Source organism: Novosphingobium sp., assembly GCF_036803765.1.
In the GTDB taxonomy this organism is placed as follows: Bacteria; Pseudomonadota; Alphaproteobacteria; order Sphingomonadales; family Sphingomonadaceae; genus Novosphingobium.
In genome coordinates this window covers 11,804-37,774 of record NZ_DAIRTS010000017.1, presented here as the reverse complement: position 1 = coordinate 37,774, position 25,971 = coordinate 11,804, and the positions used below count along the sequence as shown (strand labels likewise).

25 protein-coding genes are annotated in these 25,971 nt (G+C 68.4%); 12 read left to right on the top strand and 13 right to left on the bottom strand.

What is annotated here, in order from left to right; translation table 11 throughout:
- Nucleotides 1–7 precede the first annotated feature (7 nt).
- From lptE to V7Q48_RS12260, 3 genes are all read right to left on the bottom strand, one after another.
- Nucleotides 8–634: an LPS assembly lipoprotein LptE gene (gene lptE / locus V7Q48_RS12270; RefSeq protein ID WP_333838461.1), complete on the bottom strand. Its 627-nt coding sequence runs from the start codon at nucleotides 632–634 to the stop codon at nucleotides 8–10.
- Nucleotides 627–3,164 carry a leucine--tRNA ligase gene (gene leuS, locus V7Q48_RS12265; protein ID WP_333838460.1) on the bottom strand — a complete coding sequence of 846 codons (2,538 nt, stop codon included), beginning with the start codon at nucleotides 3,162–3,164 and terminating at the stop codon, nucleotides 627–629. The genes lptE and leuS overlap by 8 nt, the downstream gene beginning before the upstream one ends.
- A gap of 90 nt (nucleotides 3,165–3,254) precedes the next feature.
- On the bottom strand, nucleotides 3,255–3,719 hold the full coding sequence (locus V7Q48_RS12260; RefSeq protein WP_442947133.1) for a DUF3576 domain-containing protein: 465 nt from the start codon (nucleotides 3,717–3,719) through the stop codon (nucleotides 3,255–3,257).
- Nucleotides 3,720–4,357: 638 nt separating this feature from the next.
- On the opposite strand from V7Q48_RS12260, the gene V7Q48_RS12255 reads away from it, so the two are divergent.
- The 3 genes from V7Q48_RS12255 (at nucleotide 4,358) to V7Q48_RS12245 (ending at nucleotide 6,383) form a co-directional block, all read left to right on the top strand.
- Nucleotides 4,358–5,113 (top strand): hypothetical protein, encoded by a 756-nt coding sequence (locus tag V7Q48_RS12255; RefSeq protein WP_333838456.1) that lies wholly within the window; start codon nucleotides 4,358–4,360, stop codon nucleotides 5,111–5,113.
- A gap of 234 nt (nucleotides 5,114–5,347) precedes the next feature.
- On the top strand, nucleotides 5,348–6,070 hold the full coding sequence (phbB, locus tag V7Q48_RS12250) for an acetoacetyl-CoA reductase (protein ID WP_333838455.1): 723 nt from the start codon (nucleotides 5,348–5,350) through the stop codon (nucleotides 6,068–6,070).
- A 70-nt stretch (nucleotides 6,071–6,140) separates the two neighbouring features.
- Nucleotides 6,141–6,383: a ribbon-helix-helix domain-containing protein gene (locus V7Q48_RS12245; RefSeq protein ID WP_333838454.1), complete on the top strand. Its 243-nt coding sequence runs from the start codon at nucleotides 6,141–6,143 to the stop codon at nucleotides 6,381–6,383.
- Between the two features lie 15 nt (nucleotides 6,384–6,398).
- Here V7Q48_RS12245 and V7Q48_RS12240 read toward each other — a convergent pair whose 3' ends face one another.
- Nucleotides 6,399–7,463 (bottom strand): acyltransferase family protein, encoded by a 1,065-nt coding sequence (locus V7Q48_RS12240; protein ID WP_333838453.1) that lies wholly within the window; start codon nucleotides 7,461–7,463, stop codon nucleotides 6,399–6,401.
- A 190-nt stretch (nucleotides 7,464–7,653) separates the two neighbouring features.
- Here V7Q48_RS12240 and V7Q48_RS12235 point away from each other — a divergent pair, with 190 nt between their 5' ends.
- Entirely contained in the window at nucleotides 7,654–8,844 is a 1,191-nt protein-coding gene (locus tag V7Q48_RS12235; protein WP_333838452.1) for a polysaccharide pyruvyl transferase family protein, read from the top strand.
- Between the two features lie 4 nt (nucleotides 8,845–8,848).
- On the opposite strand, the gene V7Q48_RS12230 is transcribed toward V7Q48_RS12235, so the two are convergent.
- The 6 genes from V7Q48_RS12230 to V7Q48_RS18295 form a co-directional block, all read right to left on the bottom strand.
- Nucleotides 8,849–9,790 (bottom strand): isoaspartyl peptidase/L-asparaginase family protein, encoded by a 942-nt coding sequence (locus V7Q48_RS12230; protein WP_333838450.1) that lies wholly within the window; start codon nucleotides 9,788–9,790, stop codon nucleotides 8,849–8,851.
- Between the two features lie 77 nt (nucleotides 9,791–9,867).
- Nucleotides 9,868–11,064 carry a CCA tRNA nucleotidyltransferase gene (locus V7Q48_RS12225; RefSeq protein WP_333838449.1) on the bottom strand — a complete coding sequence of 399 codons (1,197 nt, stop codon included), beginning with the start codon at nucleotides 11,062–11,064 and terminating at the stop codon, nucleotides 9,868–9,870.
- Nucleotides 11,061–11,672: an NUDIX hydrolase gene (locus V7Q48_RS12220; protein ID WP_333838447.1), complete on the bottom strand. Its 612-nt coding sequence runs from the start codon at nucleotides 11,670–11,672 to the stop codon at nucleotides 11,061–11,063. Before V7Q48_RS12220 ends, V7Q48_RS12225 begins: the two co-directional genes overlap by 4 nt.
- On the bottom strand, nucleotides 11,669–12,244 hold the full coding sequence (locus tag V7Q48_RS12215) for a DUF1285 domain-containing protein (RefSeq protein WP_333838446.1): 576 nt from the start codon (nucleotides 12,242–12,244) through the stop codon (nucleotides 11,669–11,671). Before V7Q48_RS12215 ends, V7Q48_RS12220 begins: the two co-directional genes overlap by 4 nt.
- 22 nt (nucleotides 12,245–12,266) lie before the next feature.
- Entirely contained in the window at nucleotides 12,267–12,776 is a 510-nt protein-coding gene (locus V7Q48_RS12210; protein ID WP_333838445.1) for a GNAT family N-acetyltransferase, read from the bottom strand.
- 110 nt (nucleotides 12,777–12,886) lie between these two features.
- Entirely contained in the window at nucleotides 12,887–13,849 is a 963-nt protein-coding gene (locus V7Q48_RS18295) for a c-type cytochrome (RefSeq protein ID WP_442947130.1), read from the bottom strand.
- Between the two features lie 216 nt (nucleotides 13,850–14,065).
- On the opposite strand from V7Q48_RS18295, the gene V7Q48_RS12195 reads away from it, so the two are divergent.
- The 7 genes from V7Q48_RS12195 to V7Q48_RS12165 all read left to right on the top strand — a co-directional run bounded on the left by V7Q48_RS12195 (nucleotide 14,066) and on the right by V7Q48_RS12165 (nucleotide 21,310).
- Nucleotides 14,066–14,959, top strand: coding sequence for a prephenate dehydratase (locus V7Q48_RS12195; RefSeq protein WP_333838514.1), 894 nt, complete (start codon nucleotides 14,066–14,068; stop codon nucleotides 14,957–14,959).
- 90 nt (nucleotides 14,960–15,049) lie between these two features.
- Nucleotides 15,050–15,751 carry a hypothetical protein gene (locus V7Q48_RS12190; protein ID WP_333838443.1) on the top strand — a complete coding sequence of 234 codons (702 nt, stop codon included), beginning with the start codon at nucleotides 15,050–15,052 and terminating at the stop codon, nucleotides 15,749–15,751.
- A complete protein-coding gene (locus V7Q48_RS12185; RefSeq protein ID WP_333838442.1) occupies nucleotides 15,748–17,010 on the top strand; it encodes a DUF4350 domain-containing protein in 1,263 nt (420 codons plus the stop codon). The genes V7Q48_RS12190 and V7Q48_RS12185 overlap by 4 nt, the downstream gene beginning before the upstream one ends.
- On the top strand, nucleotides 17,007–17,969 hold the full coding sequence (locus V7Q48_RS12180) for an AAA family ATPase (protein WP_333838441.1): 963 nt from the start codon (nucleotides 17,007–17,009) through the stop codon (nucleotides 17,967–17,969). Before V7Q48_RS12185 ends, V7Q48_RS12180 begins: the two co-directional genes overlap by 4 nt.
- A gap of 82 nt (nucleotides 17,970–18,051) precedes the next feature.
- A complete protein-coding gene (locus V7Q48_RS12175) occupies nucleotides 18,052–19,332 on the top strand; it encodes a DUF58 domain-containing protein (RefSeq protein WP_442947132.1) in 1,281 nt (426 codons plus the stop codon).
- On the top strand, nucleotides 19,329–20,402 hold the full coding sequence (locus tag V7Q48_RS12170) for a stage II sporulation protein M (RefSeq protein WP_333838439.1): 1,074 nt from the start codon (nucleotides 19,329–19,331) through the stop codon (nucleotides 20,400–20,402). The genes V7Q48_RS12175 and V7Q48_RS12170 overlap by 4 nt, the downstream gene beginning before the upstream one ends.
- Nucleotides 20,402–21,310 (top strand): RDD family protein, encoded by a 909-nt coding sequence (locus V7Q48_RS12165; protein ID WP_333838438.1) that lies wholly within the window; start codon nucleotides 20,402–20,404, stop codon nucleotides 21,308–21,310. The genes V7Q48_RS12170 and V7Q48_RS12165 overlap by 1 nt, the downstream gene beginning before the upstream one ends.
- A 65-nt stretch (nucleotides 21,311–21,375) precedes the next feature.
- Here the strand turns inward: V7Q48_RS12165 and V7Q48_RS12160 are convergent, their stop codons facing one another.
- Complete coding sequence (locus V7Q48_RS12160; RefSeq protein WP_333838437.1) at nucleotides 21,376–22,431, bottom strand: ribonucleotide-diphosphate reductase subunit beta; 1,056 nt, start codon at nucleotides 22,429–22,431, stop codon at nucleotides 21,376–21,378.
- Nucleotides 22,432–22,674: 243 nt separating this feature from the next.
- Between V7Q48_RS12160 and V7Q48_RS12155 the strand changes: the two genes are divergently transcribed.
- Nucleotides 22,675–22,929 (top strand): DUF2171 domain-containing protein, encoded by a 255-nt coding sequence (locus V7Q48_RS12155; protein ID WP_333838436.1) that lies wholly within the window; start codon nucleotides 22,675–22,677, stop codon nucleotides 22,927–22,929.
- 116 nt (nucleotides 22,930–23,045) lie between these two features.
- Here V7Q48_RS12155 and V7Q48_RS12150 read toward each other — a convergent pair whose 3' ends face one another.
- Both V7Q48_RS12150 and V7Q48_RS12145 read right to left on the bottom strand, forming a co-directional pair.
- On the bottom strand, nucleotides 23,046–23,444 hold the full coding sequence (locus V7Q48_RS12150) for a PepSY-associated TM helix domain-containing protein (RefSeq protein ID WP_333838435.1): 399 nt from the start codon (nucleotides 23,442–23,444) through the stop codon (nucleotides 23,046–23,048).
- Nucleotides 23,445–23,681: 237 nt separating this feature from the next.
- A complete protein-coding gene (locus tag V7Q48_RS12145; RefSeq protein ID WP_333838513.1) occupies nucleotides 23,682–25,592 on the bottom strand; it encodes a ribonucleoside-diphosphate reductase subunit alpha in 1,911 nt (636 codons plus the stop codon).
- Nucleotides 25,593–25,971: the final 379 nt, after the last annotated feature.

Genomic DNA, 25,971 nt, shown 5'->3' with positions numbered 1-25,971 from the left:
CGGATCCTTACTGCGGGTCGGCGGGTGGCTTGGCAGCCTCGGCCACGCCCGGGGCCAGCGGTGGCGGTGCGACCAGCGGCGCATTGGCCGGTGCCGGCGGCGGTGCGGTCGCGGGGACCACGACCGGCGCTTCGCCGCGGCTTGCCTCGCGCAGCCGCGTAGCGACGCGCGTCACGATCTGGTCCGCCAGTTCGCGTGAGAGGTTTTCCTGCGCGGTCTGCTCGGCGGCGATCACCGAATATTCGCTCGACACCACGTCGAGGCCGGCATCCGCGGTGGCAGTCGCATCGAGGACGATCGCGCCGGTCGCGACGTTCACCAGCTGGTAGCGTGCGCGCATCGTGCGCCGCTCGCGCGTGATGGTATCGTCCGACAGCTGGCCCAGGCCCTGCAGCTTTTCATCGAGGCGGACATCGAGGCGATAGGCCGCGGCCTCGCCCGACGAGCCAAGCCGGTCCGACAGCGCGTGGCGCACCAGCCAGCCCGACTTGCCGGCGATCGGCGCGACATCGACGCTGGCGGCTGCCCGGGCCACGGCGCCACTGCCGCCGCCGGCATACATGGGCTGCAGCCCGCACCCGGCGAGCGCCAGGCACGAGACGGCGAGGAGGGGGGCGAAAAGGCGCTTAGACAACAAGGTTCACCAGCCGGTCGGGCACCACGATCACTTTCTTCACGTCAGCCCCGTCGATCGCACGCTGCACCTTGTCGGATGCGAGCGCAAGCGCCTCGAGGTCCTCCTTCGAGGTTCCCTTGGCGACGGTCAGGGTGTCGCGCAGCTTGCCCTTCACCTGAACCGCCACGGTCACCTCGTCGTCGACCAGCAGGGCCGGGTCGACCGCCGGCCAGGCTGCATCCGCCACCAGGCCCTCGCCAAAACGCGCGAAGACTTCCTCGGCCAGGTGCGGCATCATCGGGGAGACCAGCAGCAGCAGGCTGCGGATCGCGGCGTTGCGGCTGGCCGAGGGCGCCGCCTTCTCGATCGCGGCGGTCAGTTCGTAGATGCGCGCCACGGCCTTGTTGAAGCCCAGCGATTCGATGTCCTGGCCCACGGCATGGACGGTCTGGTGGACGCGGCGATCGAGTGCCTTCTCCTCGCCGGTGGCGGTTGCATCGATCTGGCCGAACAGGCGCCACAGCCGCTGGACGAAGCGGCCGCAACCCTCGATCCCGGCCTCGGACCACGGCAGGTCGCGCTCGGGCGGGCTGTCCGACAGCATGAACCAGCGGATCGCATCGGCACCATAGCGCGCGACGATGTCGTCGGGGTCGACCACGTTCTTCTTCGACTTCGACATCTTGATGACGCGGCCGATCTCGACCGGCTGGCCATCCGCCTTGAGGCTGGCGCCATCGCCGCTGCGCGTCACGTCCGCCGGGGCATACCAGATCGGCTGGCCATTGGCGGGGTCGACACGCGAGTAGGTCTCGTGCGTGACCATGCCCTGCGTGAACAGGCTGGCGAAGGGCTCGGTCACCTCGATCTTGCCGATACGGGCCAGCGCTCGGGTCCAGAAGCGGGCATAGAGCAGGTGCAGGATCGCATGCTCGATCCCGCCGATGTACTGCTCTACCGGCAGCCACTGCTTGATGACTTCGGGGTCGAACGGGCGGTCGGCCGGCTGGCTGGCGAAGCGCAGGAAGTACCACGAGCTGTCGACGAAGGTGTCGAGCGTATCGGTCTCGCGCCGCGCGGGGTGGCCGCACTGCGGGCAGTCGACATGCTTCCAGGTCGGGTGACGGTCGAGCGGGTTGCCCGGCACCGAGAAATCGACGTCCTCGGGCAGGGTGACGGGCAAGTGCTTCTTGGGCACCGGCACCACGCCGCAGATCTCGCAGTGGACGAAGGGGATCGGCGTGCCCCAGTAGCGCTGGCGGCTGACGCCCCAGTCGCGCAGGCGCCACACCGTGCGGCCCTGGCCCCAGCCTTCGCTCTCGGCGCGGGCGATCACCGCCTTCTTGGCCTCGGCGACCGCCATCCCGTCGAGGAATTGCGAGTTGACCAGCACGCCGTCGCCGGCCTCGGCTTCGCTGCCGAAGGGGGCGTCGGCCTCGGCTGCGTCAGCGGCGACGACGCGCAGGATCGGCAGGCCGTACTTGGTCGCGAAGTCGAAGTCGCGCTGGTCGTGGCCGGGCACCGCCATGATCGCGCCGGTGCCGTAGTCCATCAGCACGAAATTGGCGATGTAGACGGGCAAGGGGGCGCCGGTGAACGGATGCGCCGCGGTGAGGCCGGTGTCGAAGCCCAGCTTCTCGGCAGTTTCCAGCTCGGCGGCAGTCGTGCCGCCCTGCTTGCACAGCGCGATGAAGTCGAGTGCGGCCTGGTTGCCCGCGGCGGCCGCCTGTGCGACCGGGTGATCGGCGGCCACGGCGACGAAGCTCGCACCGAAGATCGTGTCCGGGCGAGTGGTGTAGACGTCGAGACGCTCGCCGTTCGACAGGGTGAAGCCGAACTCCAGGCCCTGGCTCTTGCCGATCCAATTTTCCTGCATCAGGCGGACCTTCTCGGGCCACTTGTCGAGGCTGCCGAGGCCGGCCAACAGCTCGTCGGCGAAGTCCGTGATCTTGAGGAACCACTGGTTGAGCTTGCGCTTCTCGACCAGCGCGCCCGAGCGCCAGCCACGTCCGTCGATCACCTGCTCGTTGGCGAGCACGGTGTGGTCGATCGGGTCCCAGTTGACCGCCGATTCCTTGCGATAGACGAGCCCGCCGGCATAGAGGTCGAGGAACAGCGCCTGTTCGTGGCCATAATATTCGGGCTCGCAGGTCGCGATCTCTCGGCTCCAGTCGAGTGCGAAGCCCAGACGCTTGAGCTGCGCCTTCATGTTGGCGATGTTTTCGCGCGTCCAGCCGCCGGGGTGCACGCCCTTTTCCATGGCGGCGTTCTCGGCCGGCATGCCGAAGGCGTCCCAGCCCATCGGATGCAGCACTTCGTGGCCGGTCATGCGCTTGTAGCGCGCCAGCACGTCGCCCATGGTATAGTTGCGGACGTGGCCGATATGGATGCGCCCCGAAGGATAAGGGAACATCTCGAGCACATAGCTGCGCGGCTTGTTGCTCTGGTCGTCGGCACGGAAGGATTGCTGTTCGTCCCACACCTTCTGCCAGTGCACGTCGGCGGAAGCGGGATCGAAACGGACGGGTTCGGCAGGAGCGGAAGTCATGCCCCGCGCTTTAGGTGGCGGCACGCCTTATCGCAAGCGCGTGCCGCCCTAATTCCTTATCAGCCGGCGAGGTATCAGCCGGCCAGGGGATCAACCTGCGGGCATCGCCTGACGGCGAAGGTCGCGGGCGCGGGTCAGGATCACGTCCTCGAGCTTCTGGACCGTGGCGGCCTGCACCGGCACATCGACCCAGGCCCCGCCCTGGTTGACCTGACGGCTGGCGGCGACGCGCAGCGCGTCGGCACGCAGGTCCTGGTCGAGGATCGAGACCGTCACCTTCATGCGCTCACCGGGGTTGCGCGGGTTGGCGTACCAGTCGGTGACGATGACGCCGCCGTTGCTGTCGGTCTGCAGGAGCGGCATGAACGACAGCGAATCGAGGCTGGCGCGCCACAGGTAGGCATTGACGCCGATGGTGGTGACACGGCTGGCGGCGAGTTCGGGCTTGCCCTTGGCGCCCTTGTTCTTGCCGACATGCTTGCCGTGGCCGGCGCAACCCACGAGAGCCAGGGCGAGCGCGGAAATGGCAATGGCCCGCATGGCGGGATGACGCATCGTGGTCCGGGTACGCCCAGCAGCGGTTGCGGGGGCGAAAGACCGGTTCTGGTCGGAGGCGCTGGTCGTCACTTCATTCCTGTCCTGTCTGGCCCTTCGCGCCATTGTCCGCGCGCGGGCATGATGATCGGCCGTGCCTCCGCACGACGCTTGGGGCAAGCCTCTATCACCCCGGTGCGCCGCGCGGCAAGCGGGTTGCACCGTGCGGGACCGAGGGCGGGCCATGGGCGGCCTTGGCTGCCGCCAAAGGATCGCGCGAGGGTGTCGCGAGGCGCAGTCCAGCCCGTCTTGCCGTGAACTGCGGGTGAACCGCATCCGGGCTGTCACTTCAGGGCCACAGATCGAAAATCGTTGCATCAGGGTTGTCCGCGAATCTGGAAATCGAGGCGCTTCTGCGTTACTTGGGATGAAGGCGTCATGCCCGTGTCACATTTCCGTCGTTTGGCGATGGGATCAGGGACGCGGAAAGACGCGGCGAAGACAAGTCTGGATGGCCCGGAACCGGGCGATTCGAAAACGGTTACACTGTCGCGCTACGTCGGCTGGCGGGGCAAACAGGCAGGACAGGAAGCAGGACGATCATGGCGGGCAAGGGCAGCAGCAAGGCGAAAAGGGGCGCAACGCGCAGCCTCGTCCGCATGCCGTTGCTTGCGGCAACCTGCATCGTTGCCGGCCTTGTTCTTGCACCCACCGTCAGCAGCGCCGTCACTGGCACTTTCCAGCCCCTTGCCCGTGTCAGCCTCGCGGCGCGCGGCGGCATCGGCTCGTTCACCCCGGCATCGGCCGATGCGCGGCTTGCCGCCGCCATCACCGTTCGCGGCGTGGCACCCAGCCGCGTCTTCCGCTTCACGCCCGCCGGCTCCGACGATGGTTCGGAGCGTGCGATCACCGTCGCGGTGCGCATCAACCCCGAGGCCACGCGCGCCATTTCGGTGCGCGGCGTGCTTGGTGGTCTGGGCGGTGCACCGGGTGCGGCCGCTCCGCTGCGTATCGCGCCCAACGCCTTCAACCTCGGCATGGCCCGCGGCTACCAGAGCTTTGCCGGCACCGGCGGCCTTGGCACCAGCTTCGCCCGCGACGTGCAGCGCATCGACATGCCCGACATCAGCCATTTCGCCGCTGCTTCGGGGAACGCCGCCTCGGTCTCGGACACGCCCAGCCGTCTCTCGCCGCGCATTGCGCTCGACGAGAAGGAACGCGCGGGTCGTTCGCCGCGCACGCTGGAATCGCAGGGCAATTACCAAGTCGATTTTGGCGGCAGCTATCGCCTGACCCGCAATCTCGATGTAACGGCGGGGATCCGCTATTCGTCCGATCGCGATCGCCTGCGCCCGTTGACCGATGGCAAGCAGGACAGCCAGGCCGTCTATCTCGGAACCCAGTTCCGGTTCTGATCCGGAATGCCGCATCGCATCAATCAGGGCTCGCCTTTGGCGGGCCTTTTTTGTGGCTGTCTGCCTGCGCCATGGGCGCCAGCAATGTTCGGTTACCTTGCGCGACTCTTATCGAATACGGTCGCAGTAATTTATCGATCCGTTACGCAAAGGCTTGTCGCAGCGGCGTCACAACCCTAGCCTAGCGCCCTGTAAAATCGGCTTGGGAACAGGCAGTACACGGGAGTGCCGTAAATGACGCGAGTGGCCATCGTAACGGGCGGAACACGGGGTATCGGCGAGGCGATCTGCGTCGCCCTGCAGGAGCAGGGGCGTACCGTGGTCGCCAATTATGCCGGTAACGACGAGAAGGCGAAGGCGTTCACCGACCGCACCGGAATCAAGGCCTATCGCTGGGACGTCGGTGACTTCGAGGCGACGCAGGACGGTTGCGCGCGCGTCGCCGCCGAAGTCGGTGACGTCGACATCGTCGTCAACAATGCCGGCATCACCCGCGACGGCGTGCTTCACAAGATGAACTACGACGACTGGAACGAGGTGATGCGCATCAACCTCGGCGGTTGCTTTAACATGGCCAAGGCGACGTTCCCGGGCATGCGCGAGCGCGGCTGGGGCCGCATCGTCAACATCGGCTCGATCAACGGCCAGGCCGGCCAATATGGCCAGGTCAACTATGCCGCCGCCAAGTCGGGCATCCACGGCTTCACCAAGGCGCTGGCGCAGGAAGGCGCCAAGTACGGCGTGACGGTCAATGCCATCGCGCCGGGCTACATCGACACCGACATGGTCGCGGCCGTGCCCGCAGCGGTGCTGGAAAAGATCGTCGCGCGCATCCCGACCGGCCGTCTCGGTCAGGCCAGCGAAATCGCCCGCGGCGTCGCCTTCCTGACCTCGGAAGACGGCGGTTTCGTCACCGGGTCGACGATGTCGATTAACGGCGGGCAGCACATGTACTGAACGGCGCGGGACCGGTGCCCGTCGCGGCGCCGGTCCCGTCTCCCCGGTTCTGGCCCCCCCTGTTCGAACCATGCAAGAGATCTACCATCCCCCGGTCAAGCGCTCGGTCGAGATCGCCGGACACAAGACCTCGATCAGCCTCGAGCCGCTGTTCTGGGACTGGCTGCGTCGCGCCGCCGACGCAGAAGGCGTACCGATCAACGCGCTGGTTGCGCGGATCGACGCCGAGCGGATCGCCAGCCCCACCCCCTGCGGGCTTGCCGGCGCCATCCGCCTGTGGCTAGTCGAACAGGTCCTGTCGCAAGGCGAATAGAAACCGGCACTTGCCCTAGGCCGTGCGGATGATCGGTTTGGATCTGGAAAATGCCGGTTTGCCGGTCAGGAGCCGGCGCATCGGAACCTCGAACAGGTAGTAGCTCACCGGCGCAACCACGAGCGTCGCACCCGTCAGCGCGACCATCCACGCCAGCCGCGTATCGAGTGACAGGATCCGGCCATCGGCTGCCTGCAACACGTTCAGCACGATTGAGTGGACGAGATAGATCGAGAAACTGATGTCGCCCAGCCATACGACCGGGCGGCTGGACAGCAGGCGTACCGCATGTCCGCCCGAGGTCGCGAGACCGAAGATCACCAGCGGATAGACGAGGATCAGGTACCAGGCATCGTCGTCGATTAGCGGCGCGGTGCCGTAGATGCCGATGACCGTGGCCAGGCACAGCAAGTCGACGGTGCGATCGCGCAGGCGCAGGTTCGTTCCCGTGGCGAAACGGCAGGCAACCCAGCCTCCGGCAAAGCCGACGAGCGCGCGGCCGAATGCTGGCCAGCCACGGGTCGACTTGCCGAGGCCCAAGTGCAGCACGATAACGAGCACGACCGCACTCGCCAGCCAGACTATCGCGGCTTGCCGTGTCGACAATCGCGTGCCGTGGATCGCCAGCAGCGGGAACAGCGTAAAATAGACCCACCATTCGACCGAGATCGACCAGGCGGGAAAATTCCACAGCTTGTCCGCGCCGAAGACCGGCATGGCCATGGTCAGCGTGGCTTCGCGCAGGGCCTGGGTGGGGTTTACCCAATCGGGGGCCGGCTGGTGCGACGCGCGGGCCAGCAAGACGCCGGCGAGCGCCATCGCCAGCGCGGTCGCGATATGGAGCGGATAGATCCGGGCAAATCGCGCACGGGCGAACGCCGGCCAGGCCACGGGGCCCTTGGCGAGATAGACGTACGACATGACGAAGCCGGAGAGGACGAAGAACACGTCGACCATCGGCTGGCCGCGCAGGTACCAGTCGCCGCCCAGCTGGTTCGCGGCGCGGTGGAGTACCACCCCCAACGCAGCAATGCCGCGCAGGCCGGTCAATTGTGCAATGTTTTTGCCCGGTCGCAGCATTGTACTGGCTCCCGTGGAACTGACCAAAAACCAGATCCAAATCGGATGTATCAGCTGTAATAAGCAACCACAATGGTGCGAACTTCATTTTTGTGCGATGCAGTATAGGCGCGGACTGGACCTGGGACGCCGGCCGGGGCATTCCCGATACGCGAGGCGACCGGTTATTTTGTCGCAGGGGGGAATCATCGTGCTGGGCAAGATCTGGAAAGCGTTGCGCACGGACCCCGCCGGCTTCCCGGCCCGCGCCGCGAGCGCGGCGGCCGAGCGCGGACGTCTGCGCGCGTTCCGGCTCAAGGGCATGCCCGCCGGCGGCGTTGTCCACTATGGCGTGCACCGCAATGGCAATGCGGGTGATACGGCGCTGTTCACGGCTACGCGGCAGTTGTTCGACACGCGGTTCGGGCCGCAGAACTGGACGCGGCTGCCGGTGCGCTCCGCCGTCGCTGCGTCCGACATCGACCGTATCAACGCGCGGGCCAAGGCCGTCGTCGTCGGGGGCGGCGGTCTGATCATTCCGGATTCGGTCTCGGGCAGCCTGTCCGGCTGGCAGTGGAACATCGCCATCGAAGACTTGCGCCGGCTCGAGCGGCCGCTGGTCCTCAATGCCGTCGGATACAACAACTTCCATGGCCAGTCCGGCTTTGCCGAACGATTTGCCGAGCATGTGGTCGAGACGGTGCGCAAGTCGGTCTTCGTGGGCCTGCGCAACACCGGGTCGATCCGCTCGCTCAGCGAACACCTGCCTCCCGAACTGGCTGCAAAGCTGCGCCACCAGCCTTGCCCAACCACCGTGCTGTCGCACCTCATGCCCGATGTCGTCAGTGCGCCCGCGACCGGCCGGCACTTGTCGATCAACCTGGCTTACGACCGCGTCGAGCGGCGGTTCAACGGGCGGGTCGAGGAGTGCGTGAAGGACATCGCCGACGCCGCACGGCACATGGCCGACAAGGGCTGGCGCGTCACGGTCGCGATCCACGATCCGCGGGACCGGTTCTTCCTGCCGCTGCTGCGTCGCTTCGGCCTGGGTTTCGATGTGGTCGACATCGCCCATGCCGGAGTGCCGGCAATCGTGAAGTTCTATCTGTCGACCGACCTTACCATCGGCATGCGCGGGCACGGCCAGATGGTTCCGTTCGGCCTCAAGCGGCCGATCTTCACGCTCTCGTCGCACCCCAAGATGAATTACTTCCTCGAGGACATCGGTCGCACCGACTGGGGCGTGGACATCCGCGAGCCGGGCTTCCGCGACGAACTGATCGCGGGGATGGAGGGCGTGGCCGCCGATCCGGACCAGACGCGCGCGACCATCGTCGCCGCGCAGGACCGGATCTGGGCACTGATGCAGGACAACCTCGCGCTCTGCGCTCAGGTGTTCTGAGGCTTCAGGCCGGGCCGAAGATTCCCACCTCGGCGCGGCCGGTGTGGTCGGCAAATCCACGATAGAGGCCGTTGGTGTTGAAGGCATGCGTCAGCGTGCCCTCGGCGTCGACGGCGATGATGCCGCCCACGCCGCCGAGGTGGCCGACTTCGCCCAGCACCGCACGGGTTGCGGTGGCGACGTCTTCGCCGGCGAGCCGCATGCGCGCGGCGATCTCGTGGGCCACGCCGACGCGGATGAACACCTCGCCTGTGCCGGTGCACGAGACGGCACAGGCGCGGTTGTCGGCATAAGTGCCAGCCCCGATCACCGGCGAATCGCCGATGCGGTTCCAGCGCTTGCCGGTGAGGCCGCCGGTCGAGGTCGCGGCGGCAAGGTCGCCGTTTGCATCGCGTGCGACGGCACCGACGGTGCCGAACTTGAGATCGGCATCGAACCAGCCGTCCTTGCGCGACTTGAACTCATCGAGCTGGCAGCGGCGCTCCGCGGTGGCGAACCATGCGGGATCGACCTCGGCCATGCCGTGGTCGCGGGCGAATTCCTCGGCGCCTGCGCCGGCGAGGAAGACGTGCGGCCCTTGTTCCATCACCACGCGCGCCAGCTGCACCGGATTGCGCGTGCGCGTCACTGCCGAGACGGCGCCCGCCGCGCGGTTGCGCCCGTCCATGATCGCCGCGTCGAGTTCGTTGGTGCCGTGGTAAGTGAACACCGCGCCGCGCCCTGCGTTGAAATGGGGATCGTCCTCGAGGGCCGAGACTGCTGCCGAGACGGCATCGAGCGCGCTGCCACCATCGCGCAGCACGGCGGCGCCGGCCTCCAGCGCCGTGGCAAGCGCGGCTTCGTATTCGGCGGCCATGGCGGCGTCCATGATCTCGGGCGTCATGGCACCGGCGCCGCCATGGATGGCAAGGCTCCAGCGGGCGGCGGTGTCGGTGGTCTCGGTCATGCCCCGGCGATAGCAGATGAAACCGGATTCGCCAGAGGGGCCGAGGGGCCGGCGCGAAAGGGTCAGGCGCCAAGAGGTCAGTCTGGGGGCAACGCCTGCCCGGCGAGATATTCGTCCAGAAGCGTGGCGACGCGGCCCGCGTCGGGGAAGCCTTCGGTGATCCAGCGGCCTTCGACCGCGCGCAAGGCGCGGGCGACGTCGGGGCCGGCGCCAACGCCGCGCGCCACGATGTCCCCGCCCTTGAGCGGCAGGCGGGGGATGTCCCATCCGGCCAGCGACTCTACCCCGCGCCCGGCCAGGGCGAGGCGGTCGATCGCCTCCGCGCGGCCCAGACGGTAGGCCAGCGTGCGCGGGTTCTGCTCGGTATCCTCCGCCCCCCGCGCGGCGGCCGCAGCCAGGCGCTTGCGCTGTGCGGACGAGAGGCGCAGCCGCGCGGCGACCTGATCGACCACCGGCGGATCGGCCGGGAGCAGGGCTGCCATGCGGCGCAGCGCGTCGGGTGCCAGGCCCTCGCGCGATTCGACCGCCACCAGAGTGGGCAGGGCGGCAGGGTCTGCCTCGGGCAGGACATGCGCCAGCACGCCAAGCTCGGCCATGCGGGCCAGGGTCGGCGCCGGATCGGGAAGCGCCAGCAGCCCGAGCAGCTCGCTCGCGATTCGCTCGCGTGACAGCCCCTTCATCCCGGCCGCCAGCGCGGCGCAGGCGCGCTCGGCCTCGGCATCGGCGGGCAACGAGCCGAACCGCGCCTGGAAGCGGAAATAGCGCAGGATGCGCAGGTAATCCTCGCGGATGCGCTGCTCGGCATCACCGATGAAACGCAGCCGCCGGGCCGCGAGGTCGTCCAGTCCGCCGTGATAGTCGCTGATCGCAAGGCTGCGCGGATCGGCGTAGAGCGCGTTGATCGTGAAGTCGCGCCGCGCGGCATCGTCCCGCCACTCGCTGGCAAAGGCCACCGTGGCGTGCCGCCCGTCGGTCTCGACGTCGCGGCGCAGCGTGGTCACTTCGACCGGTCCGCCGGCGAGCACCGCCGTGATTGTGCCGTGGGCGATGCCGGTGGGCACCTGGCGGATGCCGACGGCCTCCAGCCGGGCTTGCGTTTGCGCGGGCAGCAGGCGGGTGGCCATGTCGATGTCCTTGACCGGCAGCCCCAGCAGCGTGTCGCGCACCGCACCGCCCACCCAGCGGCACAGGCCCTCGCCGGCGGGGTCGAGCGCGGCGACGAGCGCGGCGAGGTCTTCGCGCTGGGTCCATGGCGCGGCGGGGAGCGTTGTCATGCCGTGTCCGCGATTGCCAGACGCCTGGCCAGGTTGGCGATGATCGCCGCGGTCACGCCCCAGATTCGGTGGCCCTGCCAGACGATTTCGATCGTGCGGCCCTTCTGGCCGTTCCATTCGGCCTCGATCCAGCCGTGGCCACGCCGGTCGAGCAGCAGCGACAGTGGCGGCTCGAACCAGCCGGCGACTTCGGCGGGGTTCGGCTTGATCGGCAGGCCTTCGGGCACCACGGCGAGCACCGGCGTGATGTCGTAGCCCGTGCCCGTGCGATAGCGGTCGGTCGCACCAATCACGCGAACCATGGCGGGGTCGATGCCCAGTTCCTCGTTCGCCTCGCGCAGCGCCGCCTCCACCGGCAATTCGCCTGGCTCGATCTTGCCGCCGGGGAAGGCGGCCTGCCCGGGATGTGCGCGCATGTGGCTGGGGCGATGGATCAGCAGCACGCCGGGGCCGTCGCCATGGCCGACGCGATCGGTGATCGCGATCAATACCGCGGCAGGGCGCAGGCCGTCGGGCACAACGCGCCAGTCGTCGATCAGGTCGGGGGCGGGGCCGGCGTGGCCGGTCAGGTAAAGCGTATTCAGCCGGTCGAACAACGACTGGCTCATGCGGCGGGCACCAGCGCGAAGGCCGCGCCCTTGCTGCGCACCGCCAGCGCCTCGGCCGGGGAGACGGTCAGGGCATGGTCGATCAGCTGGCCATACGTGCTGCGGTTGAGCCGCGCCTCGGTGCCGTGACGCACCGCGAGGTAGAAGGCCGGCAGGTCGGCCGTGCCGGCGACGCGCAAGGGATGATCGGGCCCGCAGATCACGACATCGTCGGTGTTCAGGCGGAACGCCAGCACCGGCTCGCCATTGGCCGGATCGTGGCGCACCTCGAGGTCGATCGCCTGGAAGGGGGCATCGTCGACCGCGATGGCCAGCCGCTCGTGCGGGGTGACCAGCCAGTGCTGGCCATCGGCATCGCGCATCAGCAGCGTGGCGAAGGCGCGAACCATGGCGGGGCGGGTGATCGGGCTGCCTTCGTGCAGCCAGGTTCCATCGGCGAGGATGCGCATGTGGCTCTCGCCGCTGTGCGCGGGCGACCACTGGTCGAGCGGGGGAAGGCGGCGGCTTTCGGCGAGCGCGGCGATCTCGCTCAGCGAGAGTCCGGCCAGTTCGGGGGGAGGTTCGTATGGCACCGGTCGCCGATGCCAGACTTGCTCAGCCGCGCCAAGGCCCCAACGTGCCCTCTTGCGGCAGGACGGCGGGATTGGCGGTGCGGCAGAGCAGGCGATGCGCCTCGAACGGGCCGGGCAGTTGCCAGCCGCCGGTATGCGCATTGCTGAAGCCGAAGAAGCGCTCGTAGTAATCGGGATCGCCGATCATGACCTGCGGCAGCGGTGCGCGCGGGTCGATCGCGGTGAGGCTGGCGGTGACGAGCGCCTTGCCGTAGCCGCGGCCCTGGAGACCCGGCAGCACGGCGACGGGGCCGACCATGATCATCGGCACGCGGCGGCCGTCGGGCGTGGTCAGCGCGACCGGCCAGCACTGGATCGTGCCGGCCAGCATCTCGTCCTCGTCCAGCGCGCCGAACGACAGGCCCGGCAGCCACTCGGCGCCCTCGCGCAGGCGATAGGCGGTGCGCTGGCGCCGCTCCGGCTCGAAGGCGGCATCGAGCAGGTCCTCGACCAGCTGCGGATCGACGTCGGCGAGGGGAATGATCGTGGACAAACCGGTACCCTAAGCACCCGGGAGCGGGCGACGGGGGGCGGATAGACGGCGGGGGCGGGGTGTGCAAGCACACTCCGCCCCCGCGCTATCGAAGTCTTTCTGTGCCGGCGTTACTTGGCCGGTGCTGCCTCGGCCGGTGCGGCGGCGGGGCCGGCGAGCGTGAGCTTGCCGCCCTTGCTGTTGAGGTAGGCGATCACGTCGGCGCGATCCTGCGCGCTCGACAGGCCGGCGAAGGTCATCTTGGTGCCCTGTGCGAACTTGGCCGGGGCGGTCAGCCACTGGTCGAGCGTCGCCTGGTCCCAGGTGCCCTTGTGCGCCTTGAGCGCGTCGGAGAAGGCGAAGCCGCCGCGGCCTTCGGCGATGGCGTCACCGGCCACCCCGAACAGGTTGGGGCCGATGCCGTTGGCGCCGCCCTGGTCGATGGTGTGGCAAGCCTGGCACTTGGCGAAGACCTTCTCGCCCTTGGCGGCATCGCCCACCACGGCGGCGGCAGCGGCCGTTCCGCCAGCGGGTGCGGCACCGGCGACGGGCATGGCCTCGGGCGGGGGCAGCGGCTGGTTCGAGCCCTTGGAGTTCAGGTAGAGGATGACGTTGGCGCGATCCATCGGATCGGCGAGACCGGCGAACGACATCTTGGTGCCGTCGGCGAACTTCTTGGGGTTGGTCAGCCACTCGTCGAGGCGGGCGAAGTCCCACTTGCCGCCCTTGGACTTGAGCGAATCGGAGAAGGCATAGCCACCGCGCCCGGCGGCGGTTTCGTCACCTACGACGCCCCACAAGTTGGGACCGATGCCGTTGGCCGCGCCCTGGTCGATGGTGTGGCAGGCCTTGCACTTGGCGAAGATCGCCTCGCCCTTGGCGGCGTCGGCCTTGGCGAGGCGGTTGGCGATGGGTTCGAGCACGGCCGCGCCGGCTCCACCTTCGGGCTCCACGCCGGCGATGGCGTAGCCCATCTTCTCGGGGCGCTCGGGCTTGTCGGCCAGGAAGTAATGGGCAGACAACGTCGACAGGCCCAGTGCCACGATGCCGCCAAACAGTGTCCATCCCGCGATCGTATTGAAACGGTCGTCCATTCCCAGCCCCATTTATCGCGCAACATCCGGCCCATTGCCGATACGCGCCTTTTGCGGAAGCGATACCCAGCCCCCCGCACGTGCGCAAGTGCGATGTGCGCCGCGATGTGCGGCAAGGGGCGAACCCCGTCTGTGATCCAGGACAAATTTGCCGCAGCCACGGCAGTCGCGCTGATGCTTGCCCTGGCGCAGGGTTTCGCCGTAACGGCAGGGCCGATGCAAAGTTTTCCCGAACCCGCCCGCCTGCTCGTCGAACGCATGAGCGCCGCCGCCGCTGCCAACCCTGCGCGCGCGGTCGCGTTCCAGGGCGCGCCGGGTGCGAATTCGCACCGCGCGGCGATGGAAGTGCTGCCCGATGGCCTGCCGCTGCCCTGCTTCTCGTTCGAGGACGCACTCGACGCGGTGAAGGAAGGCCGGGCGGGCCACGCGATCATCCCGATCGAGAACTCGCAGCACGGGCGCGTCGCGGACATCCACTTCCTGCTGCCCGAAAGCGGCCTCTACATCGTCGGCGAGCATTTCCTCGACATCCACCATGCGCTGATGGCGCGCCGCGACGCCGGCGAGATCCGGGCCGCCTACAGCCATCCGCAGGCGCTGGGCCAGTCGCGCTTCTACATGCGCGACCGCGGCATCACGCCGATGGCCTATGCCGATACCGCCGGGGCGGCGGCGCTGGTGGCCGAGAGCGACGAGCCGGGCATCGCCGCGATCGCGCCGCGCATCGCCGCCGAACTCTATGGCCTCGATCTCCTCGCCGACAACATCGAAGACGCGCACGACAACACCACGCGCTTCGTGCTGCTCTCGCGCACCCCGCGCGATCCGGCCGAGCATGCCGGGACCGCGCTGACCACCTTCGTCTTCGAAGTGCGCAACATCCCCGCCGCGCTCTACAAGGCGATGGGCGGGTTCGCCACCAATGGGGTCAACATGACCAAGCTGGAAAGCTACCAGAAGGGGGCCAGCTTCGCCGCGACGATGTTCTTTGCCGACATCGTCGGTGCGCCGGGCGATGCGGCGGTCGATCGCGCGCTCGAGGAACTGGCGTATTTCTCGAAGAACCTGCGCATCCTTGGCTCCTACCCGCTGGAACGCGCGCGCGGCTGATCGCTGGCGAGAGCGGCGCTCTGCTGCGCCGCTTCCGCCGTGGTGCAAACGAGGCTTGCCGCCGCGCACCGGCCATGCGACCACGGCGGCGTGAGCAATGCCGCTGCGGTCCCTTCCGTCGCGCCCGCCAGCGGGCCTGCCGATGCCGTCGCCCATGCCGACCAGGCATGGCGCACGATGCGCGGCATGGGCGATATCCAGTTCGCCCCCGTCACCCCGCCGCCGCCTGATCCCCCCTATGTGCCGCCGCACTGGCTCGAGGTGATCGCGCGCGCGATCGGCCGGGTCCTGGTGTGGCTGGGCGACCATGTCCTCGGCCCCCTCGGGTTGGGGCTGGCGCGCGGGTGGAACCTGCTGCTCCTGCTGGTCATCATCGCCGGGGCCGCGGCCCTGCTCTGGCTCGCCTGGGGGGCGCTGGCGCCCTGGTTGCGTGCCCTGCGCGACCGGCGCCAGGCAGACCCGGAATGGACCCCGGCCCCCGCTGCCGCGCTCGCCCTGCTCGAGGATGCCGACCGGCTGGCCGAGGCGGGGCAATACGAGGAAGCAGTCCACCTCCTGCTTCGGCGCAGCGTGGCCGACATCGTGTCTGCACGGCCTGATTGGGTGGCGCCGTCGAGCACGGCGCGCGAGATCGCCGGGCTTGCCGCGCTGCCGGCCGCGGCGCGGCGCGCCTTCACCGTCATGGCCGACGAGGTCGAGCGGGCGCGCTACGCCCTGCGCGCGGCGGGCCGCAGCGAATGGGATCGCGCGCGCGCCGCCTATGCCGCCTTCGCGCTGGAGCGGCTGGCATGAACGCACCGCCTTTCGCGCGTGGCACGGTGCTGGCGCTGCTGGTCATCGGCGCCGCGCTGTTCGTCGGCATGCTGTGGTACATGGGTCATGGCGGCCCGCCGGCCAACAACGGCGGCGGCCATGCCGGCGGGCGCGGCCTCAACGGGTTTGCGGGCCTTGCCGCGCTGGCCGAGGCAGACGGCATGTCCGTGACGCGGGCGCGCAGCCAATCCGCGCTGACATCGCCGGGTGTGCTGGTGCTGACGCCGCAGCCGCAGACCAAGGGCGCGGATATCGAGCGGATCGTCAGTGCGCGGCGGCAAGTGGGCCCGACGATCGTCGTCACGCCCAAGTGGCAGGCTGAGGCGCTGCCCGACAAGTGGAAGCGGCCGCGCGGCTGGACCCGGCTGACCGGGACGCAGGCGCCCGAGTGGCGGGGCTTCCTCGACGACGTGACCGTGACACTCGGCGGCCGGCCGGCGCGCGGCTGGCACTTGGCCGACGGCCGCAGCGGCCGGCTGCCCCAGGACACGACCATCCTCACCGGCAGCGGCGAGTCGCTCGTTCCGCTGGTGACCACCGTCGACGGGCGCATGCTCGCCGCCTATGTCGACGATGCCGGGTATTATCCCACGCTCAACGCCATGGCCGGGGTCGACATCGGCGGCGACGACAACGGCATGCAGCCGCTGGTGCTGGTGTTCGAGCCTGACCTCATCGACAACATGGGGCTGGCCGACCGCGGCCGGGCGGAGCTGGCGCTCGCGCTGCTCCACGCCACTGCCGCCGAAGGGCGCACCGGTGCCGTCACCTTCGATCTTACGCTGGCGGGGCTGGGCGCTGGCCGCAACCTGCTGACCGTCGCGTTCGAGCCGCCGTTCCTGGCTGCGACACTGGGGCTGATTCTCGCCATGGTCGCGGTGGGCTGGCGCGCCTTCTGCCGGTTCGGCCCGGCGCAAGTCGCGGTGCTGGCCCTGCCACCGGGCAAGACCACGCTGGTGGTCAACAGCGCGGGGCTTATCCGCCGCGCCCGGCGCCTGCATCTCGTCACCGGCCCTTATGCCGATGCGGTGCGCGAGCGGCTGGTGGCACGCCTTGGCCTGCCGCGCGGGCGCGCCGCCGAGGCCGTCGATGCCGCGCTCGATGCCCGGTTGCGCCGCCCAGGCGCCGCCGAAACCCCGTTTTCCGACGCTGTCGCCGCGCTCGTGGCGGCACGCCGCTCCCCCGATGCGGTGCGGGCGGCCGCGCGTCTTCATGCTCTCGAAAAGGAACTGGTGTGACCGAACAGCTCGATACCGTGCGCGCGCTTGCCGATGCGATCCGTGCCGAGGTCGGCAAGGCGGTGATCGGCCAGGTCGAGACCGTCGACCACCTGTTGATCGCGCTGATGGCTGGCGGCCATGTCCTGCTCGAAGGGCCGCCGGGCACGGCCAAGACGTTCCTGGCGCAAAGTTTCGCAACTGCCGTGGGGCTCGACTTCGGGCGGATCCAGTTCACGCCCGACCTGATGCCCGGCGACATTCTCGGGTCCAACCTGTTCAACTTCCAGACCAGCCAGTTCACGCTGACGCGCGGGCCCATCTTCCATGACCTCGTGCTCGCCGACGAGATCAATCGCACCCCGCCCAAGACCCAGGCCGCCCTGCTCGAGGCGATGCAGGAGCGCCGCGTGACGCTCGATGGCGCGGTGCATCACCTGCCCCCTCACTTCATGGTGGTGGCGACGCAAAACCCGATCGAGAGCCAGGGCGTCTACCCGCTGCCCGAGGCGCAACTCGACCGCTTCCTGTTCAAGCTGCTGGTCGACTATCCCTCGATCGAGGAGGAGACGCGCATCGTGGCGCGCTACGGTGACAAGCGCACCGGCCGCCACCCGGCCGACCTCGGCGTGACGGCGGTGTGCGATGCTGCGCGGCTGGCCGAGGCGCAAGCCGCGCTGGGCGCGGTAATGCTGGCCGATCCGTTGGTCGACTACATCGTGCAGCTGGTGCGCGGCACGCGTGACAGCGCCGATCTGGTCGCCGGGGCGAGCCCGCGCGCCGCCGTGCTGCTGGCCAGCGCGGCCCGCGCCCGCGCCGCACTGGCAGGCCGCGACTATGTCATCCCCGACGACGCCAAGGCGCTGGCGACCGCGGTGCTGCGCCATCGCATGGTGCTCAGCCCCGCCGCCGAGATCGACGGACGCCAGGCCGAGGCGATCGTCGCCGATCTCGTCCAGCGCACCGAAGCGCCGCGCTGATCCGGTGAAGCCACGCTGGCCTGCCCTGTTAAGCGCGCCTAGGCTGCGCGCACCGGCGCTGTACCCCACGGTGCGTACCGTGCTGCTGCTTGCGCTGACCGCGCCGGCGGGGCTGGTCGTGGCGACCTTCGCGCCGCAGGGCTGGATCGTGGTGCCGGCGGCCGGGGTCGCGCTGCTGATGCTGGCCCTGCTCGATGCGCTGTTCGCTGGGCGGCTGGATGACGTCACCTTATCCGTTCCGGCCGATGCCGAGGTCGGCCAGCCGCTGCGGGTCGCGTTGTCGGCACGCTTGTCGGGCGCTGCCGGCGCGCCGGTCGCCATGCTTGCGCTCGATACGCGGTTGGCGGGGACCGGGCAGGCCCGCGTCGATCTGGTCGCCGATGAGACGGGCTGGTCCGGGTCCACGATCCTGACGCCGCAGCGCCGCGGCCCTGCCAGCGTGAATGCGCTGTGGCTGCGCTGGACCGGGCCACTCGGGCTGGGGCATCGGCAGGTCGTGCGGCCGCTGGCGCGTGTCGCCTATGTGCGGCCCGACATCGCGCCGGTGCGCAGCCCGGCGCTGCAGATTTTCCTGCGCGATGCCGCGTTCGGGCTCGTTGCCCGCCGCATCCGGGGGGCAGGCACTGAGTTCGAGGCGCTGGCCGATTACGAGCCCGGCATGGACCGCCGCCGGATCGACTGGAAAAGCTCGGCCCGCCATGGTCGTCTCTTCGCCAAGGAATACGAGACCGAGCGCAACAACCAGATCGTCTTCGCGTTCGATTGCGGGCAGGCGATGTGCGAGCCGATCGACGGCATTGCCCGGCTCGACCGCGCGATCACCGCGGCACTGACCACGGCCTGGGTCGCGCTCAAGGCGCAGGACCGCGTAGCGGTCTATGGCTTTGCCGCCAGGCCCCAGGTGCTTTCCCCGTTCGTCACCGCACCTCGCGACTTCGACCGGTTGCAGCGCGCCGCCGCAAGCCTCGACTACACGAGCGAGGAGCCGAACTTCACGTTCGCCATGGCGCGGCTGGCAACGCGGCTGCAGCGCCGCTCGCTGATCGTGGTGTTCTCCGACTTCACCGATCCGACCAGTGCGGAACTGATGGTGGAAAGCCTGTCGCGGCTGCTCGATCGCCACCGCGTGCTGTTCGTGGTGCTGGCCGATGCCGAGCTGGGCGATTTCGCCACCGCAGAACCCGCCGATCTCGACGGCATGGCCCGCGCCGTCACGGCCAGCGGGCTGCTGCGCCAGCGTGCGCTGGTGCTGCAGCGCTTGCGCCAGTTGGGCGTGCGCGTGGTCGAGGCGCCCTATCAGCAGGTCGGCAACCGGCTGATCGACGCCTATCTTTCGGTCAAGCAGGAAGGAAGCCTGGGATGATGGCGCGCTGGTTCACGCGCGGCGGGGCCGGTGACGCCGCGGTCGAGGCCGCGGCGCTGCGGTCCGACCGCTTCCGCCAGGCGCGTGAGGCGGACTGGCAGCGTCTCGAGCAGATCGTCACGCGGATCGAGGGCGGACGCCTGCGCCGCCTGTCGGACGACGACCTGCTGGCCCTGCCGACGCTGTATCGCACCGCGGTCTCCAGCCTCGCCATTGCGCGCGAAACGTCGCTCGATGCCGCGCTCGTCGCCTATCTCGAAGGGCTGGCACGGCGCGCGTGGTTTGCACTCTATGGCCCGCGCGAGGGATTGGGCGCCTGGCTGCGGCACTTCTTTCTCGGCGGCTGGGGGGCAGCCGTGCGCGGCCTGAGCTTCGAGATGCTGCTGGCGCTGGCGATCATGGTGCTGGGCACGGTGGTCGGCTGGCTGCTCGTATCGGGCAATTCCGACTGGTTCTATACATTGATGGGTGGGCTTGGTGACGATGTGCGCGTGCCCGGCGCCAGCCGCGAGGCTCTGCAGCGCACGCTGTTCGGGCAGCAGGACCAGAACGGGCTCGGCCTGTTCGCGGCCTTCCTGTTCGGCAACAATTCGCAGGTCTCACTGTTCGCCTATGCGCTGGGCTTCGCGTTCGGCGTGCCCTCGATCCTGCTGCTGGTGCACAACACGGCTGGCCTCGGCGCCTTGCTGTGGCTGTACCACGGCCGGGGGCTGACGCTCGAACTGGTCGGGTGGCTCTCGATCCACGGCACGACCGAGCTGTTCGCCATTCTCCTCGCCGGCGCCTCGGGCATCCATATCGGCCGCGCCATGGCCTTTCCGGGCGATGTGCGCGTGATCGACGCCGCGGCCGCTGCCGGGCGGCGCACCGCGCAGGTCATGGTGGGCGTGGTGCTGATGCTCATCGTCGCGGCCCTGCTCGAAGGGTTCGGCCGCCAGCTGGTCGACAGCACGTTCGCGCGTCTCGCGATCGGGGGCACGATGCTGGCGCTGTGGTGCGCCTATTTCTTCGCCTGGCGCCCGGAGAGACCTTGGGTACGGCCGGGGTTGCCCGCCGGGACGGGGCGCTGATGGCGCGCTATGCGGTGCGCGATGCCGGGCGGCGGCAGCGGCAGGTGGTGACGCCCGAAGGCGTGCCGCTGCCTTTCGTGATCGGCAGTCGCGGCGCGCGCGCCCTCGCGCTGATGATCGATCTCACGCTACTGCTGGGCGCGATCATCGGCATGACGGTGATTCTCTATCGCCTGGCGCGCGCGGCCGGGATCGATCACCTGCCCGGATCGCAGGCGGCGGCGCAGGCGCTGGCGGCGGTCTGGATCGTCATGATGTTCCTCTCGCGCCACGTCTGGTTCCTGTTCTTCGAACTGGGGCCGCGCGGGGCCACGCCTGGCAAGCGGGTACTCGGCCTGCGCGTCGCCGCGCGCGATGGCGGGCGGCTGACGACCGAGGCGGTCGTGGCGCGCAACCTCATCCGCGATCTCGAGCTGTTCCTGCCGCTGATCTTCGTTAGCAGCGCGCTGGCACAGGGCGAGGACGCGACATTCGCCGGCTGGGCCGGGGCAGGGTGGTTCCTGATCTTCGTGCTGTTCCCGTTCTGCAACCGCGATGCCCTGCGTGCCGGCGACCTGGTGGCCGGCACTTGGGTGGTTGAGGCGCGGCGCGACAAGCTGCAGGCCGCGCTGTCGACCGGCACGGCGGCGGCGCAGGGGCGCAGCGACGTGACCGACACGCAGTACCGCTTCGGCGAGGCGGAACTGGCGGTCTATGGCGAGTACGAGTTGCAGGTGCTCGAGCGAGTGCTGCGCGAGAACCGCGAGGAGGCGATGGTCGACGTGGCGCGGGCGATCTGCGCCAAGATCGGCTGGAGCCACGGGCGCGGCGACGAACGCGCCTTTCTCGAGGCCTATTACACCCAGCTGCGCGCGCGCCTGGAGCGCGGCATGCGCTTCGGCCAGCGCAAGGCCGACAAGCACGCCTGATTCCGGGTACGAAAAAGGCCCGGACGTTTCCGACCGGGCCTGATTTCTGGCGTTGACCGCGACGCTTATTCGGCGGCGATCCCTGCCGCACCGAACATGTCGATGTCGATTTCGGGCACCTCGAGCGGGGCATTGGCGGCCTTGGCCTTGCGGCGCCCGTCGAAGTTCGACCAGACCTCGTTCCAGTTGCCGCGCGTCGCCGCCTTCGAATACTCGGTCGCGCGGGTTTCGAAGAAGTTGGCATGCTCGACGCCGTTGAGCAGCGGGGTCAGCCACGGCAGCGGGTGCTCGTCGATCATGTAGATCGGCTCGAAGCCCAGCTGGCCGAGGCGCCAGTCGGCGATGAAGCGGATGTAGCGCTTGATTTCCTTGGCGCTCATCCCCGGCACCGGGCCCTGCTCGAAGGCCAGGTCGATGAAGGCGTCCTCGAGGCGCACGGTTTTCTGGCAGCAGTCGAGGATGTCTTCCTTGACCGCCTTGGTCAGGCACTGACGCTCGGCGCAGAATTCCTTGAACAGACGGGTGATACCCTCGCAGTGCAGCGATTCGTCACGCACCGACCAGCTGACGATCTGGCCCATGCCCTTCATCTTGTTGAAGCGCGGGAAGTTCATCAGCATCGCGAACGAGGCGAACAGCTGCAGGCCCTCGGTGAAGCCGCCGAACATCGCCAGCGTGCGCGCGATGTCCTCGTCGTTCTCCACGCCGAAGTTCTGCATGTAGTCATGCTTGTCCTTCATCTCGGCGTATTCGAGGAACATGCCGTACTCGCTCTCGGGCATGCCGATCGTGTCGAGCAGGTGCGAATAGGCCGCGATGTGGATCGTCTCCATGTTGGAGAACGAGGCCAGCATCATCTTCACCTCGGTGGGCTTGAACACCCGGCCGTACTTCTCGTGGTAGCAGTCCTGCACCTCGACGTCGGCCTGGGTGAAGAAGCGGAAGATCTGCGTGAGCAGGTTGCGCTCGTGGTCCGAGAGCTTCTGCGCCCAGTCGCGGCAATCTTCGCCCAGCGGCACTTCCTCGGGCATCCAGTGGATCTGCTGCTGGCGCTTCCAGTATTCGTAGGCCCAGGGATATTCGAAGGGCTTGTAGGTCTTGCGGGCTTCGAGAAGTGACATGGCAGCAGTCCTGTTGGGATGTCTTGGAAAGTAGGGCGTTCAGGCCGGGATGGAAGCCGTGCGGGGCGGCGCCGTGCTCGCGCGCAGGCAACACGCCGCGCGTCGCACACTACCTGGCTGATAGCGGGTGTCGTGATGGCCGAACGGGCGGGAACGGCGCCCCGGACGGGGCATTGTCCGGTCAGATGCCCGCTGGCGCCCATGGCCGGCGGGCCCACCAACATCACAGCGAGGAGACCCGCCATGACCGACAGCAACCCCATCGCCCAGCAGATCCGTGAACACATGAACGTGATCGGTGCGGACGGCGCCCCGGTCGGCACGGTCGATCACATCGACGGCGACCGCATCAAGCTGACCAAGGCCAAGAGCGGCGCGCACGCCGGCCACCATCACTACCTCTCGCTCGGCCTCGTGGCCGGCGTCGAGGGTGACACGGTGCGCCTCTCGGCCAATGCCGACGTGGCGCTCACCTTCGAGGAAGAAGAAGGCGAATAAAGGGGGGCATATCCCTTTACGATAAGCCGCGTCCCCTTCGCGGCTAGGTCGTCCCTGGCGACCGGAAGGCGCCTCGCTCCACGTCGTAAGTGGCGAGGCGCTTTTTCCGTTCGAGGTTACTTCCAGAACCAGCCGGGCTTGAGGCTGCGATCCTTCCGGTTGCGCCACATCTGGATGTAGAGCCAGAGGCCGGAAAAGCTGAAGAAGATCATCGCGAAGCCCGAAAGCGTCCCGATCAGGACACCGATCGGACCGAAGCTCTCGCCCGAGTGCAGGTGATGCAGCAAGCCCACGATCGAGCGGCCACCGCCCTTGGGCTTGGGCCGGCACATGTAGTCGGGCGGGCAGACGAACGCGGGCTTGCCTGCCGCCGCGTCCACGCCCTGCGCCTCGGGCGGGCCGCGCTCGCCGCCGCCCATCACCAGCGGCACGACCTGGCTCAACGTGCCGGTCACCGCGATCCACAACAGAAACACCCCGAAGAATACCGATAGCCATCGGTGCCACTTGCGCATTGATCGATCCCCTAAAGTCCACGCACATGATGCATCCTGCGTCGCGCGCAACCTGTCCATGAACGATAATGCCTCGCAAAAACAAGCTGCGAAGTGTCATCAAGTGTATCATGAGGGCTTGGGGCATGGTGGCGGATGTCCGATGGAACCGGGGGCGACGTGCCGGTACGCAGGGAGACGGCGGCCCGGGAGGCTACCGCCGCCCGGACGCACCGGCGGCATCGCGAAGCCGGGGCCTTACTGGCAGGCCAGGCATTCCTCGTAGTCAGTTTGCTTGACCTCGATCTCGATCCTGCGCGCCTCGGCGGTGTTGTCCGCCTCGACGCCGCCGGCGAAGCCTGCGCGCTGCACCGACTTCGACCGCAGGTAATAGAGCGACTTGATGCCCTTCTCCCAAGCCTGGAAGTGCAGCATCAGCAGGTCCCACTTGTCGACGTCGGCCGGGATGTAGAGGTTCAGCGACTGCGCCTGGTCGATATAGGGCGTGCGATCGGCCGCGAATTCGAGCAGCCAGCGCTGGTCGATCTCGAAGCTGGTCTTGTAGACCGCCTTCTCGTCGGCCGAGAGGAACTCAAGGTGCTGGACCGAACCGCCGCGTTCCAGGATCGAGTTCCACACGTTGGTCGAATCCTTCGACTTCTCGCGCAGCAGCTTTTCCAGGTAGGGGTTCTTCACCACGAACGAGCCCGACAGGGTCTTGTGCGTGTAGATGTTGGCCGGGATCGGCTCGATGCAGGCCGAGGTGCCGCCGCAGATGATCGAGATCGATGCGGTCGGGGCGATCGCCATCTTGCACGAGAAGCGCTGCATGGCGCCCATGTCGGCGGCGTCGGGGCAGGGGCCGCGTTCCTGGGCGAGCAGCAGCGAGGCCTCGTCGGCCTTGGCGGCGATGTGGCGGAACATCTTGAGGTTCCAGGCCTTGGCCATAGCGGTCTCGAAGCCGATGCCCTTCTTCTGCAGGAACGAGTGGAAGCCCATCACGCCCATGCCGACCGAACGCTCGCGTGCGGCGGAATACTTGGCACGGGCCATCTCGTCGGGCGCGCGATCGATGAAGTCCTGCAGCACGTTGTCGAGGAAGCGCAGCACGTCCTCGACGAAGCGCTTGTCGCCCTGCCACTCGTCCCAGGTCTCGAGGTTGAGCGAGGACAGGCAGCACACCGCGGTGCGGTCGTTGCCGAGATGGTCGATGCCGGTCGGCAGCGTGATTTCCGAGCACAGGTTCGAGGTCGAGACCTTGAGGCCCAGGTCGCGGTGATGCTTGGGCATCGTGCGGTTCACCGTGTCGTTGAACACGATGTAGGGCTCACCCGTGGCGAGGCGCACCTCGACCAGCTTCTGGAACAGCGAGCGCGCATCGACCTTGCCGCGCACCGAATTGTCCTTGGGGCTGCGCAGGGCGAATTCGCTGCCGTCACGCACGGCTTCCATGAACTCGTCGGTCAGCAGCACGCCGTGGTGCAGGTTGAGCGCCTTGCGGTTGAAGTCGCCCGACGACTTGCGGATCTCGAGGAACTCCTCGATCTCGGGGTGCGAGATGTCGAGGTAGCAGGCGGCCGAGCCGCGGCGCAGCGAGCCCTGGCTGATCGCCAGCGTCAGGCTGTCCATCACGCGCACGAAGGGGATGATGCCGCTGGTCTTGCCGTTGAGGCCGACGTTCTCGCCGATCCCGCGCACGTTGCCCCAGTACGTGCCGATGCCGCCGCCGCGCGAGGCGAGCCAGACGTTCTCGTTCCAGGTCTTGACGATGCCCTCGAGGCTGTCCTCGACCGAATTGAGATAGCACGAGATCGGCAGGCCGCGCCCGGTGCCGCCGTTCGACAGCACCGGCGTTGCCGGCATGAACCACAGGTTCGAGATGTAGTCGTAGAGGCGCTGGGCGTGGCCCTCGTCGTCGGCATAGGCATCGGCGACGCGCGCGAAGAGATCCTGGTAGGTCTCTCCGGGCAGCAGGTAGCGGTCGTCGAGCGTGTCCTTGCCGAAATCGGTCAGCTTGGCATCGCGCGATGCGTCGGTGACGACGGTGAAGCGACGCGCGCTGACCGTCTTGGAATCCAGCGGTGCCTTGGTGGCAGGCGCCATGGCCGCAGCCATCGCGGCAGCAGCTGACGCGACGAGGTCGGCGCTCGCGCTGTCCTCTCCCTTCATGGAAGCGGCGGGTGCCGCCTTCGCCGGCTTGGCAGCCTTGGCGGGCGTGCCGCTGTCGAGTCCGAGTTCGTCCTGTTCCATCACCGAAACCGTTTCACCGTTCAAATCGCCGGTCCTGAAGTTCACGTCCATTCCCCGTTCACACGAGGTCCACCGCACGCGATGGACCGGGCCCCACCTGGTCCGGCACCGCAAGGGCAGCACGATTGCGCAGCCACCGGCGATACCGATCGAACGGCATGACGGACCCGGCGACTCAGGCGCGGGACGATCATGCCATGAATGAAAACAAAAAGGGAACAGATTCCCCTCTCGTTTCGTCGCAGCGTCAAAAAACCCCTGTTCCTCAGGCAGCAAGGCATCGCCGGCAAAACAAGTC

Bases quoted from the DNA above. Each gene is read 5' to 3' on its own strand.
- V7Q48_RS12170 (WP_333838439.1), top strand. From the start codon at position 19,329: ATGATGGCGCGCTGGTTCACGCGCGGCGGGGCCGGTGACGCCGCGGTC.
- V7Q48_RS12155 (WP_333838436.1), top strand. From the start codon at position 22,675: ATGACCGACAGCAACCCCATCGCCCAGCAGATCCGTGAACACATGAAC.
- V7Q48_RS12260 (WP_442947133.1), bottom strand. From the start codon at position 3,719: ATGCGTCATCCCGCCATGCGGGCCATTGCCATTTCCGCGCTCGCCCTG.
- V7Q48_RS12150 (WP_333838435.1), bottom strand. From the start codon at position 23,444: ATGCGCAAGTGGCACCGATGGCTATCGGTATTCTTCGGGGTGTTTCTG.
- V7Q48_RS12225 (WP_333838449.1), bottom strand. From the start codon at position 11,064: ATGACAACGCTCCCCGCCGCGCCATGGACCCAGCGCGAAGACCTCGCC.
- V7Q48_RS18295 (WP_442947130.1), bottom strand. From the start codon at position 13,849: ATGGACGACCGTTTCAATACGATCGCGGGATGGACACTGTTTGGCGGC.
- V7Q48_RS12160 (WP_333838437.1), bottom strand. From the start codon at position 22,431: ATGTCACTTCTCGAAGCCCGCAAGACCTACAAGCCCTTCGAATATCCC.
- phbB (WP_333838455.1), top strand. From the start codon at position 5,348: ATGACGCGAGTGGCCATCGTAACGGGCGGAACACGGGGTATCGGCGAG.
- V7Q48_RS12240 (WP_333838453.1), bottom strand. From the start codon at position 7,463: ATGCTGCGACCGGGCAAAAACATTGCACAATTGACCGGCCTGCGCGGC.
- leuS (WP_333838460.1), bottom strand. From the start codon at position 3,164: ATGACTTCCGCTCCTGCCGAACCCGTCCGTTTCGATCCCGCTTCCGCC.
- V7Q48_RS12165 (WP_333838438.1), top strand. From the start codon at position 20,402: ATGGCGCGCTATGCGGTGCGCGATGCCGGGCGGCGGCAGCGGCAGGTG.
- V7Q48_RS12230 (WP_333838450.1), bottom strand. From the start codon at position 9,790: ATGACCGAGACCACCGACACCGCCGCCCGCTGGAGCCTTGCCATCCAT.
- V7Q48_RS12195 (WP_333838514.1), top strand. From the start codon at position 14,066: ATGCAAAGTTTTCCCGAACCCGCCCGCCTGCTCGTCGAACGCATGAGC.
- V7Q48_RS12185 (WP_333838442.1), top strand. From the start codon at position 15,748: ATGAACGCACCGCCTTTCGCGCGTGGCACGGTGCTGGCGCTGCTGGTC.
- V7Q48_RS12145 (WP_333838513.1), bottom strand. From the start codon at position 25,592: ATGAAGGGAGAGGACAGCGCGAGCGCCGACCTCGTCGCGTCAGCTGCT.
- V7Q48_RS12220 (WP_333838447.1), bottom strand. From the start codon at position 11,672: ATGAGCCAGTCGTTGTTCGACCGGCTGAATACGCTTTACCTGACCGGC.
- V7Q48_RS12255 (WP_333838456.1), top strand. From the start codon at position 4,358: ATGCCGTTGCTTGCGGCAACCTGCATCGTTGCCGGCCTTGTTCTTGCA.
- V7Q48_RS12245 (WP_333838454.1), top strand. From the start codon at position 6,141: ATGCAAGAGATCTACCATCCCCCGGTCAAGCGCTCGGTCGAGATCGCC.